At 71.3% G+C, this 18887-nt stretch carries 18 protein-coding genes and 1 pseudogene; 7 read left to right on the forward strand and 12 right to left on the reverse strand.

All coding sequences use genetic code 11. The features are described 5' to 3' along the window. The first annotated feature begins 33 nt into the window (after window positions 1-33). A complete protein-coding gene (locus tag PE066_RS10945) occupies window positions 34-939 on the forward strand; it encodes a LysR family transcriptional regulator (RefSeq protein WP_271232574.1) in 906 nt (301 codons plus the stop codon). 15 nt (window positions 940-954) lie between these two features. Here PE066_RS10945 and PE066_RS10950 read toward each other — a convergent pair whose 3' ends face one another. After that, a complete protein-coding gene (locus PE066_RS10950; protein ID WP_271232575.1) occupies window positions 955-2976 on the reverse strand; it encodes an acetoacetate--CoA ligase in 2022 nt (673 codons plus the stop codon). Window positions 2977-3099: 123 nt separating this feature from the next. Here PE066_RS10950 and PE066_RS10955 point away from each other — a divergent pair, with 123 nt between their 5' ends. The 3 genes and pseudogenes from PE066_RS10955 (at window position 3100) to PE066_RS10965 (ending at window position 6175) form a co-directional block, all read left to right on the forward strand. After that, window positions 3100-3702, forward strand: a complete 603-nt coding sequence (locus PE066_RS10955) for a TetR/AcrR family transcriptional regulator (RefSeq protein WP_271232576.1) — start codon at window positions 3100-3102, stop codon at window positions 3700-3702. 214 nt (window positions 3703-3916) lie between these two features. Further along, window positions 3917-4790, forward strand: a pseudogene (locus tag PE066_RS10960) (alpha/beta hydrolase). Window positions 4791-4858: 68 nt separating this feature from the next. Then, entirely contained in the window at window positions 4859-6175 is a 1317-nt protein-coding gene (locus PE066_RS10965; protein WP_271232577.1) for a solute carrier family 23 protein, read from the forward strand. 9 nt (window positions 6176-6184) lie between these two features. On the opposite strand, the gene PE066_RS10970 is transcribed toward PE066_RS10965, so the two are convergent. Beyond that, window positions 6185-6754, reverse strand: a complete 570-nt coding sequence (locus PE066_RS10970; protein WP_271232578.1) for a cob(I)yrinic acid a,c-diamide adenosyltransferase — start codon at window positions 6752-6754, stop codon at window positions 6185-6187. 160 nt (window positions 6755-6914) lie between these two features. On the opposite strand from PE066_RS10970, the gene PE066_RS10975 reads away from it, so the two are divergent. The 3 genes from PE066_RS10975 (at window position 6915) to PE066_RS10985 (ending at window position 9703) form a co-directional block, all read left to right on the forward strand. Further along, entirely contained in the window at window positions 6915-7775 is an 861-nt protein-coding gene (locus PE066_RS10975; RefSeq protein ID WP_271232579.1) for a hypothetical protein, read from the forward strand. A gap of 96 nt (window positions 7776-7871) precedes the next feature. After that, window positions 7872-9296 (forward strand): FAD-binding oxidoreductase, encoded by a 1425-nt coding sequence (locus PE066_RS10980; RefSeq protein WP_271232580.1) that lies wholly within the window; start codon window positions 7872-7874, stop codon window positions 9294-9296. 11 nt (window positions 9297-9307) lie between these two features. Beyond that, complete coding sequence (locus PE066_RS10985) at window positions 9308-9703, forward strand: glycine zipper 2TM domain-containing protein (protein WP_271232581.1); 396 nt, start codon at window positions 9308-9310, stop codon at window positions 9701-9703. Between the two features lie 68 nt (window positions 9704-9771). Here the strand turns inward: PE066_RS10985 and PE066_RS10990 are convergent, their stop codons facing one another. From PE066_RS10990 to mnmG, 10 genes are all read right to left on the reverse strand, one after another. Beyond that, the gene (locus tag PE066_RS10990; RefSeq protein ID WP_271232582.1) at window positions 9772-11202 is read right to left on the reverse strand and encodes a tetratricopeptide repeat protein; all 1431 of its coding nucleotides are present in this window, start codon (window positions 11200-11202) and stop codon (window positions 9772-9774) included. 23 nt (window positions 11203-11225) lie between these two features. Beyond that, the gene (locus tag PE066_RS10995; protein ID WP_271232583.1) at window positions 11226-12071 is read right to left on the reverse strand and encodes a hypothetical protein; all 846 of its coding nucleotides are present in this window, start codon (window positions 12069-12071) and stop codon (window positions 11226-11228) included. Between the two features lie 32 nt (window positions 12072-12103). Next, entirely contained in the window at window positions 12104-12586 is a 483-nt protein-coding gene (locus tag PE066_RS11000; RefSeq protein ID WP_271232584.1) for a hypothetical protein, read from the reverse strand. A 10-nt stretch (window positions 12587-12596) separates the two neighbouring features. After that, window positions 12597-13238 (reverse strand): penicillin-binding protein activator LpoB, encoded by a 642-nt coding sequence (locus PE066_RS11005; protein ID WP_271232585.1) that lies wholly within the window; start codon window positions 13236-13238, stop codon window positions 12597-12599. Between the two features lie 100 nt (window positions 13239-13338). Continuing rightward, window positions 13339-14262, reverse strand: coding sequence for a ParB/RepB/Spo0J family partition protein (locus tag PE066_RS11010; RefSeq protein ID WP_271232586.1), 924 nt, complete (start codon window positions 14260-14262; stop codon window positions 13339-13341). A 2-nt stretch (window positions 14263-14264) separates the two neighbouring features. Continuing rightward, window positions 14265-14813, reverse strand: a complete 549-nt coding sequence (locus tag PE066_RS11015) for an RBBP9/YdeN family alpha/beta hydrolase (protein ID WP_271232587.1) — start codon at window positions 14811-14813, stop codon at window positions 14265-14267. Between the two features lie 50 nt (window positions 14814-14863). Beyond that, window positions 14864-15634, reverse strand: a complete 771-nt coding sequence (locus PE066_RS11020; protein WP_271232588.1) for a ParA family protein — start codon at window positions 15632-15634, stop codon at window positions 14864-14866. Window positions 15635-15641: 7 nt separating this feature from the next. Next, on the reverse strand, window positions 15642-16256 hold the full coding sequence (locus PE066_RS11025; RefSeq protein ID WP_271232589.1) for a LysE family transporter: 615 nt from the start codon (window positions 16254-16256) through the stop codon (window positions 15642-15644). Between the two features lie 40 nt (window positions 16257-16296). Next, on the reverse strand, window positions 16297-16941 hold the full coding sequence (gene rsmG / locus PE066_RS11030) for a 16S rRNA (guanine(527)-N(7))-methyltransferase RsmG (protein WP_271232590.1): 645 nt from the start codon (window positions 16939-16941) through the stop codon (window positions 16297-16299). Beyond that, on the reverse strand, window positions 16938-18887 hold the full coding sequence (mnmG, locus tag PE066_RS11035; protein ID WP_271232591.1) for a tRNA uridine-5-carboxymethylaminomethyl(34) synthesis enzyme MnmG: 1950 nt from the start codon (window positions 18885-18887) through the stop codon (window positions 16938-16940). The genes rsmG and mnmG overlap by 4 nt, the downstream gene beginning before the upstream one ends.

The following is an 18887-nucleotide window of genomic DNA, read 5'->3' on the forward strand; positions in this document are numbered from 1 at the left end:
CCGTCGTGGCCACTGTGTTCCGGATCCTGAACAATGAATTGGGACGACTTCGATGCCTTCTGCCAGGTGGTCGACCACGGCGGCTTCAGCGCGGCGGCGCGCGCCCTGGAGCGGCCCAAGTCCAGCCTGAGCGCATCGGTGGCGCGGCTGGAGGCGCAACTGGGCACCCGGCTGCTGGAGCGCACCACCCGCCGCCTGCGCCTGACCGAGGCCGGCGAATCGCTCTACCGTGACATCGCCAGGCCGTTCTCGCAGTTGCGCGAAGTGGCCGTCGACGCGATGGCGCAGGGCGCACGGGTGCAGGGCACGCTGCGCATCGCCGCGCCCTACGAGTTCGGCGCCCACCACCTGTCGTCGGTGGCCTGCCGCCTGCTGGCGCTGCACCCGCAACTGAAGGTGCAACTGGACGTCGAGCACGACCGGGTGCCGCTGTTCGAACGCCATTACGACATCGTGTTCTCGCCCATCGAGCAGGGCTTCGCGCCGGCCACGGTGGTGGCGCGGCGCGTCTACTCGCTCGAGCGCGGCGTGTTCGCCTCGCCCGAGCTGATGGCGCGCTTTCCCGACTTCGCCGGCGCCGAGGACCTGAACGCGCTGCCGCTGCTGGCCGGCGGCGACGACAGCGCCTGGTCGTTCTCGGGCCCGGACGGCGCGGTGAAGGTGGAAGTGCGCAATCCGCCGCTGCGCAGCGGCAATGCCGAGGTGCGCCTGCGCGCGGCCATCGCGGGGCTGGGCGTCGCGCGCATCACCGCCACCTTCTGCGCGCCGGCGGTGGCGCAGGGCCGGCTGGTGCGCTTGCTGCCGCAGTGGACCTGCGAGCCGCTGCGCATCTACGCCCTGCTGCCCGGCCGCCGGCTCGTGCCGGCCAAGGTCCGGGCCTTCCTCGACGGGCTCGAGCAGGAAGCGGCACAGCCAGGGAGCCTGGCGGCAACGCCGTGAGGAACCTCGCCGGGACTAAGCGAGACCGTCGTCGGCCGCGCTGCGCTCCTTCGCCAGCCGCACGAACCAGTCCAGGCTGGCCGGGTTGGCCATCGCGTCCTTGTTCACCACCTTCTCCAGCGGCTGGCCCAGCAGCAGCTTCTTGACCGGCAGCTCCTGCTTCTTGCCCGACAGCGTGCGCGGGATCTCCGGCACCTGGAACACCTGGTCGGGCAGGAAGCGCGGGCTGAGCGCCGCCCGGATCGCGCCGTGGATCCGCGCGCGCAGGGCCTCGTCGAACTCGACGCCGGGCCGCAGCACCACGAACAGCGCCATCCAGCTCTCGCGCCCCAGGTACTCCAGGTCGACCACCAGCGAATCGAGCACCTCGGGCAACGCCTCGACCGCGCTGTACAACTCGCTGGTGCCCATGCGCATCCCGTGCCGGTTGATGGTGGCGTCGCTGCGCCCGTAGATGATGCAACCGCCCTCGGGCGTGATCTCGAGCCAGTCGCCATGGCGCCAGACGTTCGGGTACATGTCGAAGTAGCTCGACAGGTAGCGCTGGTTGCCCGGGTCGTTCCAGAAGTACAGCGGCATCGAGGGGATCGGCCGGCTGCACACCAGCTCGCCCACTTCGCCGACCACCGGCCGGCCCTGCTCGTCCCAGGCCTCCACCGCGCAGCCGAGCAGGCGGCACTGCATCTGGCCGGCCACCTGCGGCAGCTCGCGGTTGCCGCCGATGAAGGCGCCGGCGAAATCGGTGCCGCCGGAGATGTTGCACCACCAGATGTCGGGCACGCCCAGCTGTTCGAATTGCTGCGTGCCCCAGCGCTGGACCTCTTCCGACAGGGGCGAGCCGGTGGTGCCGAGCGTGCGCACGGTCCTGAGCCCCGGGTAGTGCGAGAGCTGCACCCCGGCCTTCATGCAGTTGGCGAAGAAGGCGGCGCCGGCGCCGAAGAAGGTCACGCCCAGGTCGGCGGCGAAGCGCCACAGCACCGTCCAGTCGGGCTGGTCCTTGCTGCCGCCCGGGTTGCCGTCGTAGATGCAGCAGGTGGTGCCCAGCGCCAGCCCCGCCATCTGGGCGTTCCACATCACCCAGCCGGTGGAGCTGTACCAGTGGTAGCGCTCGCCGAAGCTGTTGGCGTCGTAGCTGCAGCCGATGTCGTTGTGCAGCGCCATCATCAGCAGCATCGTCATCAGGATGCCGCCGTGGCCGTGCACGATCGGCTTGGGCAGGCCGGTAGTGCCGCTGGAGTAGACGATCCACAAGGGGTGGTCGAACGGCAGCCAGAGCGGCTCGAAGGCCTCGACCTCGGGGCCGCGGCGCGCCGCGGCGGCGGTGAAGTCGGCGTGCGGCGGCAGCCCGGCGCCGGCCGTGCCGCCCAGGTTGCGCAGCACCAGCAGGTGCCGCACGCTCGGCAGCGCCGCCTTCAGTTCGGCCACGACGGCGCCGCGGTCGTGGTCCTTGCCGCCGTAGGTCACGCCGTCGCAGGCGATCAGCACCGTCGGCTCGATCTGGCGGAAGCGGTCCAGCACCGCGTTCGTGCCCATGTCGGGCGCGCACAGGCTCCACACGGCGCCGACGCTGACCACCGCCAGGAAGGCGACGATGGTCTCCGGCACGTTGGGCAGGTAGGCCGCCACCCGGTCGCCCGGCTGCAGGCCCTGCGCCTTCAGGTGCAGCGCCAGCGCCGCCGCCTGCCGCTGCAGCTCGGGCCAGGACAGCTCGTGCTGCTGCCCCTTCTCGTTGCGGCTGACCAGCGCCGGCAGGCCCGCCGCCTGCGCCGGCTGCACATGCCGCAGCACCTGCCGCGCGAAGTTCACCTGGGCCCCTTCGAACCAGCGGGCACCGGGCATCTTCTCCTCGGCCAGCACCTGCGCGTGCGGCGTCGGCGACTGCAGCTCGAAGTAGTCCCAGATGCTCTGCCAGAAAGCGCCGAGGTCCGTGACCGACCAGCGCCAGAGCGCGTCGTAGGAGTCGAAGGCCAGCCCGCGCTCGCTGCGCAGCCAGTCCTGGTACAGCCTCAGCCGAGGCACGAAAGGCGGCTTGCTCATGCGCGCTAGGGTAGCGCGGGACGGCATGCCGGACATCGGTGAATCGCCGCGGTGAGCGTCGCGCTGACCGGGCCGGACATGGCCCCGCTTGCCACTTCGCACGATCGTGCTAAAGTCCGCGCCATGGAAGCCAGGACCGCCCGCAGCGAGCTGACCCGCGCCGCCATCGTCGGCGCGGCGCTGGACCTGGCCGCGGCCGAGGGGCTGGAGTCGATCACCCTGCAGGCGGTGGCCGACCGCATCGGCCTGTCCAAGAGCGGCGTGTTCTCGCGCGTGGGCTCGCGCGAGACGCTGCAGAAGGCGGTGGTCGAGGAGTTCGGCCGGCGCTTCATCGAGGACGTGTTCGTACCGTCCATGCAGCAGCCCAAAGGCTTGCCGCGGCTGGAGGCGATCGTGCAGCGCTGGATCGTGCGCACCCGTGACCTCGAGGCGCGCACCGGCTGCATCTATTCGGCCGGCGCCTTCGAGCTGGACGACCGCCAGGGCCCGCTGCGCGACCAGCTGCACGGCGAGGTGGTGCGCTGGCGGGCCGCCTTGCGGCGCACCGTGCTGCAGGCCGTCGAGGCCGGGCACCTGCGGCCGGACACCGACGCCGAGCAGCTGGTCGCCGAACTCTCCGCGCTCGTGCTGGGTCTGGTGCACGACACCCGTTTCCTGCGCGACGGCCGCGCCGCCGAGCGCGCCCAGGCCAGCTGGCAGCGGCTGCTCGCCAGCTACCGGGCCTGACGCCCCACACCATCCAACCCGGACGCAGCCATGCCGCACCGTTTCTCCACGCGCCAAGTTCGCACGATCGTGCGAAGAAAGGACTTGCCATGTTGATCTTCCTGATGCTCGGCCTCGGCTGGGGCGCCTTCGAGGTGGTGCGCGCCGCCATCCGCTCGCTGCAGGCGCTGCCGCGCCGCAACGAAGACATGGTCTTCTGGTGAAAGGAGCGGCCATGAGCACCCGCACCGCCCTGCAGGCGACGTCCGCCTTCTACCAGGCCAGCCCCGGGCTGCGCCTGTTCCGGCTGGCGCTGGGCGCTTCCCAGCGCGTCTGGCCGGCGTTGGCGGTCCGCAGCGCCATCCGGTTGTTCAGCACGCCGCTGCCGCCGCGCCCACTGGCGCCCCGAATGGCAGGCCGCCAGCTGGGCCTTCGAGGACGGCGGCCTCACGCTCTACAGCCAGCCGGTGGCGCCGCACGCGCCGGTGGTGCTGCTGGCGCACGGCTGGGGCGGCCACGCGCGCCAGCTGCTGCCGCTGGCCGAGGCGGTGGCCCAGGCCGGCTTGCGGCCGGTGCTGCTGGAGATGCCGGCCCACGGCGCCAGCGCCGGCTCGACCAGCAACCTGCCGCAGTTCGCACGCGCCCTCGACTACGCCGTCGCGCGCCTGCAGCAGCAGGGCCACCGGCTGCACGCCGTGGTGGCGCATTCGCTGGCCGCCAATGCCGCCGCCTATGCGTCCAGCCGCGGACTGCCGGTCGATCGCCTGGTGCTGCTGGCGCCGCCGTCGTCGCCGCTGGAGTACACGCGCCTGTTCGCCGCGGTGTTCGGCCTGTCCGAGCGCACCCGCTCGCGCATGCAGGCCCGCATCGAGGCGCGCGAGGGTGTGGTGATGCGCCAGTTCGAGCCGGCCGAGGTCGGCCCGCGGATCGGGCTGCCGACGCTGGTGGTGCACGATCGCGGCGACAGCATCAACCGCTTCGCCGATGGCCAGGCCTTCGCCGGTGCCATCGGCGGCGCCCGCCTGCTGCCGACCGAGGGCCTGGGCCACCGGAAGATCCTCAAGGACGCGGCGGTGCTGGAAGCAGTGGCCGCCTTCCTGCGGCCCTGAAGATCCCGCTGCAGGATTTGTCACGTTCCCGGTAGCATCGCCGCACCTCAACAATCGAAGGAGCGGAGATGGGAATGTTCAGCTGGGCCGAGCGGCCCGCGCAGGTGCTGCAGCAAGGCGGCGTCATCGGCCCCGACGAGCGCCTGCCCTGGCCGCAGACGGCGGCCATGGGGGTGCAGCACGTGATCGCGATGTTCGGCGCCACCGTGCTGGCGCCCATCCTGATGGGGTTCGACCCCAACCTGGCCATCCTGATGAGCGGCATCGGCACGCTCATCTTCTTCTTCATCACCGGCGGCAAGGTGCCCAGCTACCTGGGCTCGAGCTTCGCCTTCATCGGCGTGGTGATCGCCGCCACAGCCTATGCCGGCAAGGGCCCCAACGCCAACATCGGCGTGGCGCTGGGCGGCATCATCGCCTGCGGCGTGGTCTACACGATCATCGGCTTCATCGTCCATGCCGTCGGCACCGGCTGGATCGAGCGCCTGATGCCGCCGGTGGTCACCGGCGCCGTGGTGGCCGTGATCGGCCTGAACCTGGCCGGCATCCCGGTCAAGAACATGGCGGCCAGCAACTTCGATTCGTGGATGCAGGCCGTCACCTTCGTCTGCGTGGCGCTGGTGGCGGTGTTCACCCGCGGCATGGTGCAGCGCCTGCTGATCCTGGTCGGCCTGATCGCCGCCAGCATCGTCTATGCGATCCTGGCCAACGGCCTGGGCCTGGGCAAGCCGATGGACTTCTCCGGCATCGCCGCCGCCGCCTGGTTCGGCGCGCCCAGCTTCGCCGCACCGGTGTTCAGCGGCCAGGCGATGCTGCTGATCGCGCCGGTGGCGGTGATCCTGGTGGCCGAGAACCTGGGCCACATCAAGGCGGTGACCGCCATGACCGGCCGCAACCTCGACCCGTACATGGGCCGCGCCTTCATCGGCGACGGCATCGCCACCATGGTCAGCGGCTCCGCCGGCGGCACCGGCGTCACCACCTACGCCGAGAACATCGGCGTGATGGCGGCCACCAAGATCTATTCGACCGCGGTGTTCGTGCTGGCGGCGCTGATCGCCATCCTGCTGGGCTTCTCGCCCAAGTTCGGCGCCGTGATCCAGGCCATTCCGCTGCCGGTGATGGGCGGCGTGTCGATCGTGGTGTTCGGGCTGATCGCCGCGGCCGGCGCCAAGATCTGGGTCGACAACCGGGTCGACTTCGCCGACAACCGCAACCTGATCGTGGCGGCCGTCACGCTGGTGCTGGGCACCGGCGACTTCACGCTCAAGTTCGGCGGCTTCGCGCTGGGCGGCATCGGTACCGCCACCTTCGGCGCGATCCTGCTGTACGCGCTGCTCAGCCGGGGCGGCCGGGCACCGCAAGCCGCCGCCGCGCCGCGCTGAGGCGCCGGGTCAGTCGCTGGAAGCCGAGCGGGCCAGCCGCTCGCTCTTCCAGTAGACGTCGTCACCGCCGTCCATGCGATTGAGCACGCGGGCCAGCACGAACATCAGGTCCGACAGCCGGTTGAGGTAGCGGCGCGGCGTGTCGTTGAGCGGCTCGGCCTGGCCCAGAGCCACCACCGCCCGCTCGGCCCGGCGCGCCACCGTGCGGCAGACGTGCGCCTGCGCGGCGGACCGGTTGCCGCCGGGCAGGATGAACTCCTGCAGCCGCGGCAACGCGGCGTTGTGCTGCGCCAGCGCCTCGTCCAGCACGGCCAGCGCCTCGGCCTTGAGCAATTCGTAGCCGGGAATGGACAGCTCGCCGCCCAGGTTGAACAGCTGTTGCTGCACTTCCACCAGCAACTCGCGCACGGCATCGGGCAAGCGCTCGCACAGCAGCACGCCGATGTGCGAATTCAGCTCGTCGACATCGCCCATGGCGTGCACCCGCAAGCTGCTCTTGGGCACGCGTGTGTTGTCGCCGAGTCCGGTGGTGCCGTCGTCGCCGGTGCGGGTGGCGATCTGGCTCAGGCGATTGCCCATGGTGCGCTTCCTTCGCTGCTGTTTGCCCGGATCGATTGTCCCACCGGGGCCCAGCCGCGTCGGCGGCGCCGGTGCGAGGCGTCCTACGCACATTGGCGTGTGTGCACGACAGCCAGCGAGCCAACGGCCGCGCCACCATGGACCGGTCAGGAGTGATGCGATGCGATCCTTGCTCCATTTCCACCCCCGCCCGCCGGTGCGGCTGGCGGCGCTGCTGCTGGCGCTGGGCGCGGCACCGACCTTCGCGCAGCTGCCGGCGCGCAGTGCGACCTCGCCGCCACCGGCGGCCTTCAGCACCCGCCCGGGGGTCCGCCCGGCGACGGTGACCACGCCCGCGACCGTGACCACCCCGGCCACCCCGCCTGTCTCGGTCGTCCCCGGCGGCGGCACCGCGGTCCTGCCGCCGACCGCGCCCGCCCCCGCCGGGCTGGCGCCGGTGTCGCCTTTTCCGGCCGGCCTGCCCTCGCCCCTGCCCTTCCCTGCCGGAACGCCCTCGACGGTGATCGCGGCGCCGGGCACCAGCGCCGCCATCACGGCACCCAGCACCACCGCGCGGCCGGATGCCGCCGGCGTGGCCGGCACGGTGGTCACGGTGCCCAGCAGCACGCGCGGCGTGGTGACCGTGCCCGGCTCGACCCTGTCCATTCCGACCGGCACCGCCGGGATGCCCGCGGCAGTGGGCGCCACGGTGGCGCCGGACGTGGGCACCCCGGTCAACGCCGGCGCCGCCACGGTCGGCGACGTCATGGGTGTGCCGATCGCACCGGCTGCGGGCGGCTATGCCGGTGGCCTGACCGGCGGCACGCCCTCGGTGGCGCCGCAGGCGACCGTGGCCGTGCAAGGGCCGCTCACCGCGCTGCAGATCGCCCAGTTCTTCCAGCAGGCCGACGCCGACCGCGACGGCCTGCTCAGCCGGGCCGAAGCGCTGCGCCTGCCCCTGGTCACCATGACCTTCGAGGACATGGACCGCAACCGCGACGGCAGCGTCTCGCGCGCGGAGTACGCCGACAGCCTGCAGTAGCCGCGGTAGCCCGGCGAGGGCTTGAGCCCGGGCGCGGAGCACCGGCACCGTCGCGCCTTGCCGCTTAAACTGCCTGCTTCCCAGGAGAGCCCGCCGATGAACGCGCCCACCGCCGTGTCCCACCTCGTCCCCGAGTTCCACCCGCGCCCGGTGCCGCAGGCGCTGCTGGACGCGCTGGCGGCGCGCTTCGGCGCCCAGTGCTCCACCGCCGCCGCGGTGCGCGAGCAGCACGGGCGCGACGAATCCTCGTTCGACGTGCCGCCGCCGGCCGCGGTGGTGTTCGCCGAAAGCACGCAGGACGTGGCCGATGCGGTGGCGCTGGCGGCGCAGCACGAGGTGCCGGTGATTCCATTCGGCGTCGGCTCCTCGCTGGAAGGCCACCTGCTGGCGGTGCAGGGCGGCATCAGCATCGACCTCTCGCGCATGAACCAGGTGCTCGCCGTCCACGCCGAGGACCTGACGGTGACGGTGCAGGCCGGCGTCACGCGCAAGCAGCTCAACGACGAGATCCGCAGCACCGGCCTGTTCTTCCCGATCGACCCCGGCGCCGACGCGACGATCGGCGGCATGAGCGCCACCCGGGCCTCCGGCACCAACGCCGTGCGCTACGGCACCATGCGCGAGAACGTGCTGGCGCTGGAGGTGGTCACCGCCAGCGGCGAGGTGATCCGCACCGGCACCCGCGCCCGCAAGTCGTCGGCCGGCTACGACCTGACCCGCCTGATGGTGGGCAGCGAGGGCACGCTGGGCGTCATCACCGAGATCACGCTGCGGCTGTACCCGATCCCGGAGGCGATCTCGGCGGCGGTGTGCTCCTTCCCCAGCATCGAGGCGGCGGTGCGCACCGTGATCCAGGTGATCCAGCTCGGCGTGCCGATCGCCCGCGTCGAGCTGATCGACGCCAACAGCGTGCGCATGGTCAACCGGCACAGCAAGCTCACGCTGCGCGAGGAACCGATGCTGCTGATGGAGTTCCACGGCTCGCCCGCCGGCGTCCAGGAACAGGCCGAGGCGGTGCAGGAGATCGCCGGCGAGCATGGCGGCAATGCCTTCGAGTGGGCCACCACGCCGGAGGAGCGCACCCGCCTGTGGACGGCGCGGCACAACGCCTACTTCGCCGCCATCCAGTCGCGCCCGGGCTGCCGCGCCATCTCCACCGACACCTGCGTGCCGATCTCGCGGCTGGCCGACTGCCTGCTCGACTCGGTGGCCGAGGCCGACGCCGGCGGCCTGCCCTACTTCCTGGTCGGCCACGTCGGCGACGGCAACTTCCACTTCGGCTACCTGCTCGATCCGAACGACCCGCGCGAGCGCCAGGTCGCCGAGGAACTCAATCACAAGCTGGTGGCGCGCGCGCTGGCGCTGGGCGGCACCTGCACCGGCGAGCACGGGGTCGGGCTGCACAAGATGGGCTTCCTGGTCGACGAGGCCGGCGACGGCGCGGTCGACATGATGCGCACCATCAAGCGCGCGCTGGATCCCAAGAACATCCTGAACCCCGGCAAGATCTTTTCGCTCTGAGGAGGGCTCCCATGAAGATCCGCACCGTCACCCTGCTGGCTGCCTGCACGCTGCTGGGCGCCTGCGCCCACCGGCCGGCGCCGGTGAACTATGGCCATCCGGCGTTGAATGCGGCGGCGGCACCGGCGCCGCGCCTGCAGAACGATCCCGGCCGGGTGGCACTCGGCACGGTGATCGGTGGGCTGGCCGGCGCGCAGGTGGGCGGCGGCTCGGGCCGGCTGGCGGCGGCCGGCGCCGGCGCGGCGATCGGCGCGATGGCGGCCCAGGGCGACTACAGCCACGAGGCGGCGCTGGGCGGGCTGGCCGGCGGCCTGATCGGCTCGCAGGTCGGCGGCGGCAGCGGCCGGCTGGCGGCGACCGCGGCCGGCGCGGGTCTGGGCGCCTGGCTGGCGGTGCCCCGGAACTAGCAAGCAAAAGGCCCGGCGCAAAGGCCGGGCCTGCTGCGCGGCTGGCGGGCGCCAGCCAGCCCGATCGCTTACTGCGGCGCGAACAGCGCCTGGATCTCCTGCCGGAACACCGGGTCGCGCTTGTGCTCGCCCGGCTCCAGCGGCCCGGCCTCGGACAGCAGCGAGGCCGGCGCGACCGACCGTCCCCAGTAGAGCTGGCACCGGGGCGCATCGACCAGGCGGGTCGCCGCCAGCACCGTGGTCTTGCCTTCGGCCTCGACGCTGACGCCCAGCCGTGCAGCGCCGACCTTCTGCTGCGCGGTGGCCAGCCACACGGTGGCGGGCAGTTGCTCCCATTCGCGGATGTCGGCCTGCGCCTGGGTCGACTGGGCCACGCCCTCGGCCACCAGGCCGGCGAACAGGCCCACCATGCCGACGCCGGCGGCGTCGCGGTTGCCGGACATCATGCCGGCCTGCAGGCTGGCCGCGCCGATGGTGGTGGCCACCGTGGAGACGTTCTCGGCCCCCTCGCGGAACGAGGCCTTGCCGCCCAGCACGGCGTCGACCGGCCGGCCGCCGCGGGTGGTGGCCTGGAAGCCGACATCGCCGCCGACCATGAAGGTGTCGGCCACGCAGCTGCCGCCTTCGACGCAGGCGGTCTTGACGGTGGACTCCGGCAGCTTGTGCGGCTGCCACTTGAGCGCCTCGGCGTACTTGCCGGCGCCGTACTTGAACGGCACGCGGCCGGTCTCGAACAGCAGCAGCACGGGCCGCTCGACCGGCACGCCCTCGTAGGCCTTGTCGCCCTTGGCCGCCTGCTGCAGGAAGTCGCGCGCGAGCTGGGCATTGCCATCGCAGTAGCTGGCCCAGCCCGCCATGTAGGGCATCAGCCCGAAGTCGCCGGCGTACTGCTCGGCCTCGGCCACGGTGTCCTGGTAGTCGGCCTGCTTGAACATGGCGCGGGCGTTCTGGAAGTCACCCTTGGCCGCCCACACGATGCCGCGGTAGAAGTAGGCCATGGCGCGCTCGTAGGGCTCGCCCTTGAAGTCCTTGACCTTCTCGGCCGTCCACAGCGACTTGGCCTTCTGCGCCTCCGGGTTGTCGGCGTAGATCATCTCGATGCGCACCACCGCCGCCTCGAACGCCTTCTCCGCCAGGTCGACCTGGCCGGCAGCCAGCGCCACCATGCCGATGCGCTGCAGGTTCAGGGTGGCGTTGCGCTCGCCCTCGATGTACAGCCGCTCCATCAGCGCGCGCAGGTCGGCCGGCGCGCCGGCCGCGAACGCGGTGGCGGCGGCCTGCACCTCCGGCGCGACCGGCTTGGCCGGGCCCCACTTCTTGGTCGGGTTGGCGGCCTGCTCGGCCTGCTGCTTGGCGGCCTGCTGCTGCTGCATCTGCATCATGTTCTGCAGGAAGCCGCCGAACTGCGCATGGGCCGGCACGGACAGCAGGCCGCCGCAGGCGGCCAGCACGGCCACGCAGCTGGTGCGCAGGCGGACAAGGGGTCGGGCGATCGTCAATGGGTTCTCCAGGCGGAAATGCATCACAGGGCGCGCGCCAGCCGGGCCAGCGTCTGCTCGGCCACCAGGCGGCCGACGTCGGTCACGGTGCGGGTCTTGACCACTTCGCGGAAGCCGCCCTTGGGGTCGGCCTCGTAGCGCGGCGCCGGACGCGGCGTGCCTTCGGGCTCCTGCCCGTTCATATAGCCCTCGGCCAGCACCACGCCGTCGGCCAGCCGCTTGATCGACACGTAGGTGGACCAGCCGGTGGCGGCGGCGGGATCGCGGGTGTTGAGCACCTCCATGAGCAGCTTGGCGTGGCGGGACAGCGCCTGGGTCTCGACCTGCTGGCTGTCCAGCGCGTCCTTGCGGGCCGCCGCGGTGGTCCTCATCACCACGTTGCGGTCCACCAGGCGCGCGCCGGCGCCGGCCATGGTCTGCATGAAGGCGCTGCGCATCTCCAGGTCGGTGCGCTCGACCGGGCCGGCGCGGCGGGCCTGCTCGGTCCTGGTCTCGCGCGCGGTGACGGTGGTGCTGCTGACGGTGGCGCCGGCGACTTCGGCACCGGCATAGCCCGGCAACCGCACCGCCTCGGCCGAGGCGGCCCCGGCGCGCACGCTGTCAATGCTCACCTGGCTGGCCGTGCCCTGCTGCAGCATGTCGGTGAACTCGCGGTTCCACAGCACGGCGATGGTCGGGCGGCCGGCCTTGGCATAGGCCGACAGGAAGGCGGCCCGGTTGAATTCCGGCTGCGCGGCGGCCGGCACGGGCGCCGGCGTCAGCACCTCCGGCATGCCGCGGCGGTAGGCGCTCTCGGGGATGGCGGGCGTTTGCGCCGCGGCGGCGGCCGCGAGCAGCGGCACGCCCAGCAGCATGAGGCGACGCTTCATGGCAGGACCTTTCGGGAAGGGGTTGGCGGCGCTCAGCGGGCCGGCGGCGGATCCAGCGGCACGCGGTAGCTCTGGCCCGGGGCGAACTGCGACTGACCGCGGTTGGCGTCGTAGATGTCGACCGCGACACGGCTGGTGGCCTGCGAGATGGCCGACTCGCCGTACACCGCCTGGCCGCGCGGGGGCAGGAACACCGTCTTCCAGGCGCTCGGCGGCTCGCTCTGGCCGCGGTCGCCGCTGAAGCGCGTGCGCACGCTGAGCACCACGTCGACGTCGGTGCAGTTCTGCACCGTGGTCTGCACCGCCGCCATGCCGGTGCCGGTGCGCGAGGTGACCACCTCCTGCACCCCGATCACCTTGGACAGCTCGGGCGACAGCACCGAAACGGCGGCCAGGTGGGGCTGGCCGGCCTGGCGGTCCCAGGTGGTGCAGCCGGTGAACGCGGGCGGCGTGCTCTGGGTGGCGCAGCCCGCCAGCAAGGCGGCCGCGCAGGCGGCCAGCAGATGGCTCTTCATGGAATTCCCCTCAGCGGTAGATGACGTCGTCGGCGGCGGCGCGCGAGAACTCGTAGATGCCGGTCCAGACGATCTCGCCGGTCTCCAGGTCGGTCATCTCGAACGAGATCTGGGTGTAGCGCTGCACCATGCCGGTCCTGACGTTGCGGCTGTCCAGGGAATTGATCTTGCCGGACAGGCGGTAGTCGGCGCCGAGCTGGGCCTTGGTCAGGCCGATGGTGCCCACGTCGGTGGTGCCGGAGCGCTTGAGCGCGCGCTCGTTCTCCACCATCGCGGTGTTCTGGCGGTTGACGAACTGCATGCGGGCCCGCGCCGCCCGGTTGAGGTTGACCATCAGCCGCTGGGTGATGATGTTGCGGTTGATCGCCTGCGAGCTCTCGTTGACGAAGTAGGCGCTGTCGATGATCACGCGCGGCCGCTTGCCGGTCTCCACGAAGATCGGCTCGGCCAGCATGTCGCGCATCATCTGGTCGGTCATGGCCACGATGTCCTGGCCTTCGACCCCCACCCCCGACACCGGTCCCTTGCGGCTGGAGTCGACCTCCATCGACGACACCCCGGTCGCGTTCTGCAGGGGCGGGTTGGTCTGGCACCCGGCCAGCGTGGAAGCCAGGGCAAGAATCAGTGCGGCGGGTCTGGCGGGGTGGAGCATGGCGGCCTTAAGTTGCAAACAAGCACACATTGTTGCAACCTTGGTCGGGGCCCGTCCATCCCCCAATTGGGCGCGCCGCCCGCCGTGTTGGCCCGAAGCGTCAGCCGGCGCGCAGCCGCTCGATCAAGCCGCTCAATTCGTCGAGCGAGCCGAAGCCGATCGCCACTTCGCCCGACTCCTCGGCGCGGCCGGCGCGCTTGATGCGCTTCTTCACCCGGATCTCGACTTCGGCGGTGAGCAGGTCCGACAGCTCCTCCTCCAGCCGCCGCAGGTCGCGCGACTTCTCCTTCTTCGGCTTGGGCGAGGTGAGCTGGAATTCGGCCCCGATTTTCTTCACCAGCGACTCGGCCTCGCGCACCGACAGCTTGCGCGCCGTGATCTGGTTGGCCGCCGTGATCTGGGCGGCGCGCTCCAGCGCCAGCAGGGCCCGGGCATGGCCCATGTCCAGGTCGCCGGCCATCAGCATGGTCTGCACCGGCTCGGCCAGGTTCAGCAGGCGCAGCAGGTTGGACGCCGCGCTGCGCGAGCGCCCCACGGCCTGCGCCGCCTGCTCGTGGGTCAGGCCGAAGTCGCGCACCAGGCGCTGCAGGCCCTGCGCCTCTTCCAACGGGTTCAGGTCCTCGCGCTGGATGTTCTCGATCAGCGCCATGGCGGCGGCCGACTCGTCGGGCACGTCGCGCACCAGCACCGGCACGCTGTCCAGGCCGGCCAGCCGCGCGGCGCGGAAGCGCCGCTCGCCGGCGATGATTTCGTACTTGCCGGCCTGCTCGCCGCCGGCCAGCCGGCGCACCAGGATCGGCTGCATGATCCCTTGCGCCTTGATGCTCTCGGCCAGCTCGTACAGCGCGCCCTCGTCCATGCGGGTGCGCGGCTGGTACACGCCGGGCACCATGTCCGACAGCCGCAGCGAGGCCGGCTGGCCGGGGTTGGCGCCGGGCGCTTCGGCGGCGCCGTTGCCGCTGGCGGCGGGTCCCAGCAGTGCCTCGAGGCCGCGCCCCAGTCCCTTGGGTTTTCGGGTCACCATGGTCATCTCTCTCGCAGGTTCATCAGTTCATCGAGCAGGGCCTGGCCGCGCGGCCAATCGCCCAGGCCGGAATCGGCATTGAGGTGGCCGGCTTCGCCGTGATCGACGAAGCGGCTGCCCCAGGCTTGCGCCAGCTCTCGGGCGCGCTCCAGGCGGCAATAGGGGTCGTTGCGGCTGGCCACCAGCACGCTGGGAAAGGGCAAGGGCTGGCGTGCAATGGGCGCCCAGCCGCGAAGCTGCTCGCGCAGATCGGGCCGTTCGACGTCGCCGGGCGCGACCAGCAGGGCGCCGCGGACCCGCGCCGTGCTGCGCGACACCGAGGCCCAGGCCGCGGCCAGGATGCAGCCCAGGCTGTGCGCCACCAGCACCACCGGCGCCTCGCTCGCCAGGACCGCGTCCTCCAGCCGCGCGCTCCAGTCGCCCCGCAGCGGCCGCATCCAGTCGTGCTGCTCCACCCGCCGGTAGCCGTGCCGCGCTTCCCACAGCGACTGCCAGTGCTGCGGGCCGCTGTTCTGCCAGCCGGGCAGCAGCAGGACGTCACCAGCCTTCATTCGCTAGCAAAACGAGAGCATGAAAGCCAGGATCGGCGCGCCATTGGCACTCACATCTTCTTCACGCGGGCGACCATCTCGTGGGCGAACTCGACGAAGGCCTGGCTGCCGCGGGCCCCGGGGTCGAACACCACGCCCGGCAGTCCGTAGCTGGGCGCCTCGGCCAGGCGCACGTTGCGCGGGATCACGGTGTCGAACACCTTCTCGTGGAAGTGGGCCTTCAACTGCTCGCTCACCTGCTGCTGCAGCGTGATGCGCGGATCGAACATCACGCGCAGCAGGCCGATGATCTGCAGGTCCTTGTTCAGGTTGGCATGCACCTGCTTGATGGTGTTGACCAGGTCGGTGAGGCCCTCCAGCGCGAAGTACTCGCACTGCATCGGCACGATGACGCCATGGGCGGCGCACAGGCCGTTGAGGGTGAGCATCGACAGCGACGGCGGGCAGTCGAGCAGCACGAAATCGTACTCGTCCCGCACTGTGGCCAGCGCCTCGCGCAGGCGGCGCTCGCGCCGCTCGACGTCGACCAGTTCCACTTCGGCGCCGGCCAGCTCGCGGTTGGCGCCCAGCACGTCGTAGCCGCACTTGTCGCTGTGCACCCGAGCTTCGGCGATGCTGGCCGACTCCAGCAGCACGTCGTAGACCGTCAGTTCGAGCTGGCGCTTGTCCACCCCCGAACCCATGGTGGCGTTGCCCTGCGGGTCCAGGTCGATCATCAGCACGCGCTGGCCGACCTTGGCCAGGCCGGCGGCCAGGTTGACGGTGGTGGTGGTCTTGCCGACGCCGCCCTTCTGGTTGGCGACACAAAAAATGCGGGCCATCGGTCGGCTACTTCGACAGGGCCAGGCGGATGCCGAAGCCGACCAGGAACAGGCCGGCGAGCTTTTCCAGGGTGCGCCCGATCACCGGCTGGGCGCGCAGCCGCGCGGCCAGGAAGTGGGTCAGCAGCACGGCGACCAGGCCATAGACGAAGGTCAGCACCGCGATGGTGGCCGCCATCACGCCGAAGGTCAGCAGGCCCTGGTGGCGCTGCGGGTCGACGAACAGCGGGAAGAACGCCATGTAGAACACGATCGCCTTCGGGTTGAGCAGCGTGATCACCGCCGCCTGGCGGAAGTAGTGGCCGGCATGGATGGTCAGCACCGGCGCGCCGCCGGGCTTGGCCAGCAGCATCCGCAGCCCCAGCCACGCCAGGTAGCCGGCGCCCAGCCACTGCACCGCATGGAAGGCCGCCGGGTAGGCCAGCAGCAGCGCCGCCACCCCGGCCACCGCCGCCCACATCAGCACCTGGTCGCCGGCGATGATGCCGAAGGTCGCCGCCAAGCCGCCGCGCAGGCCGCCCTTGCCGGTGGAGGTGATCAGCGCCAGGTTGCCGGGACCGGGGATGGCCAGGAAGATGATGATGGCGGCGACGAAGGCGCCGTAGTCCGCGACCCCGAACATTGAATCCCCCGGTGTTCTCGTGTGGAGCGGCGAGTGTAAGTCAGCCGCCCGGCGGCACCGGCCGCAACCAGACGATGCAGCGTTCCGCAGCCAGGCCCGGAACCGTGAGATGTTCCACGTGAAACACGACCACGTCCGGCGGCAAGGCGGCGATCTCCTCCTGCGGGTACTTGCCCTTCATGGCCAGCCAAGCGCCCTGCTCCGCCAGCGCCTGGCGCGAGCCGGCGGTGAAATCGGCCAAGGAAGCGAAGGCGCGCGCGCTCACCAGGTCGTAGCGGTCGGCCACCGTTTCGACCCGGGCATGGACGCCGCGCAGGTTGGGCAGCTTGAGCGCCGCGGCCGCCTGCTGGACGAAGGCCGCCTTCTTGCCCACCGCGTCAACGCAGTCGACCCGCCAGCCGGGGCAGCAGATGGCGATCACCACGCCCGGCAGGCCGGCGCCGGCGCCGACGTCCAGCAGGCGGCCTGCCTCGCCGGCTTGGCGCCGCAGTGGGCCGACCACCGCCAGGCTGTCCAGCAGGTGGTGGGTCAGCATCTCGCGCGGGTCGCGCACGGCGGTCAGGTTGTAGACCTTGTTCCATTTGGCCAGCAGGTCCAGGTAGCCGAGCAGCGCATCCTGCTGCTCGGGCCGCAGGGACAAGTCCAGCCCGGCCAGTCCGGCCTCCAGTTCGGCGCGCAAGCTCATGCGGCCTGCTTGGGCTGGTTGGCGGCCTCGGTGAAGCCCTGGAACCGGTTCTTCTTCAGGTGGATCAGCAGCAGCGAGATCGCCGCCGGCGTCACCCCCGAGATGCGCGAGGCCATGCCCAGCGTTTCCGGCCGGTGCTGGCTCAGCTTTTGCCGCACCTCGATCGACAGCGCCATCACCTGCATGTAGTCCAGCTCGGGCGGCAGCCGCAGGTTCTCGTAGTGGGCTGCGCGCTCGACCTCGTCCTTCTGGCGCTCGATGTAGCCGGCGTACTTGGCGTCGATCTCCAGTTGCTCGACCACCGGTCCGTACAGCTCGCCCAGTGTTTCACGTGAAACAGCCGGGCTGGCGTGGCGGCCGCCGTCAAGGGACATCAGCGCCTCGTAGCCGACCCCGGGCCGGCGCAGCAGGTCGGCCAGGTGGTGCTCGTGCTCGATCGCCTTGCCCAGCACCCGCTCCGATTCGGCCGCCGGCAGGTTGCGCGGGTTGACCCAGACCGTGCGCAGCCGCTGTGTTTCACGTGAAACCGCATCGCGCTTGCGGTTGAAGGCATCCCAGCGGTCGTCCGGGATCAGGCCCAGCTGCCGCCCGGCCTCGGTCAGCCGCATGTCGGCGTTGTCTTCGCGCAGCTGCAGCCGGAACTCGGCCCGGCTGGTGAACATGCGGTACGGCTCGGTCACCCCCTTGGTGATCAGGTCGTCCACCAGCACGCCCAGGTAGGCCTCGTCGCGGCGCGGCACCCAGGGCTCGCGACCCTGGCACTGCAGGGCGGCATTGATGCCGGCGAACAGGCCCTGTGCCGCCGCCTCTTCGTAGCCGGTGGTGCCGTTGATCTGGCCGGCAAAGAACAGGCCGCCGATCTGGCGCGTCTCGAAGCTGCTGCGGAGCGAGCGCGGGTCGAAGTAGTCGTACTCGATGGCGTAGCCCGGCCGCAGGATGTGCGCCTGCTCCAGCCCGGGCAGGGTGCGCACCAGCGCGTATTGGATGTCGAACGGCAGGCTGGTCGAAATGCCGTTGGGGTAGAACTCGTTGGTCGTCAGCCCCTCCGGCTCCAGGAACACCTGGTGGCTGTCCTTGCCGGCGAAGCGGTTGATCTTGTCCTCCACACTCGGGCAGTAGCGCGGCCCCACCCCTTCGATCTTGCCGGTGAACATCGGGCTGCGGTCGAAGCCGGAGCGGATGATCGCGTGGGTGCGCTCGTTGGTGTGGGTGATCCAGCACGGCACCTGGCGCGGATGCATTCCGGCCCGCCCCATGAAGCTGAACACCGGCAGCGGATCCAGGTCGCCCGGTTGCGCCTCGCAGCGCGAGAAATCGATGGTCCGGCCGTCGATGCGCGGCGGCGTGCCGGTCTTCAGCCGCCCCTGCGGCAGCTTCAGCTCCTTCAGCCGGGCCGACAGCGAGACCGCCGGCGGATCACCCGCACGGCCGGCCGCATAGTTGTTCAGCCCGACGTGGATCTTGCCGTCCAGGAAGGTGCCGGCCGTCAGCACCACGGTGCGCGAACGGAAGCGGATCCCGACCTGCGTGACGGCGCCGACCACCCGGTCGCCCTCCACCATCAGGTCGTCCACCGCCTGCTGGAACAGCGTCAGGTTGGCCTGGTTCTCCAGCCGCCGGCGGATCGCCGCCTTGTAGAGGATGCGGTCGGCCTGGGCCCGGGTGGCGCGCACGGCCGGCCCCTTGGAGCTGTTGAGGATGCGGAACTGGATTCCCGCCTCGTCGGTGGCGATCGCCATTGCCCCGCCCAGTGCATCGACTTCCTTGACCAGGTGGCCCTTGCCGATGCCGCCGATCGACGGGTTGCAGCTCATCTGGCCCAGGGTCTCGATGTTGTGGGTCAGCAGCAGGGTCCGGCAGCCCATGCGGGCCGCGGCCAGCGCCGCCTCGGTGCCGGCGTGGCCACCGCCGACGACGATGACGTCGAATTCTTCCGGGTAAAGCAT

The organism is Ramlibacter tataouinensis (genome assembly GCF_027941915.1).
GTDB classification, from domain to species: Bacteria; Pseudomonadota; Gammaproteobacteria; order Burkholderiales; family Burkholderiaceae_C; genus Ramlibacter; species Ramlibacter tataouinensis_C.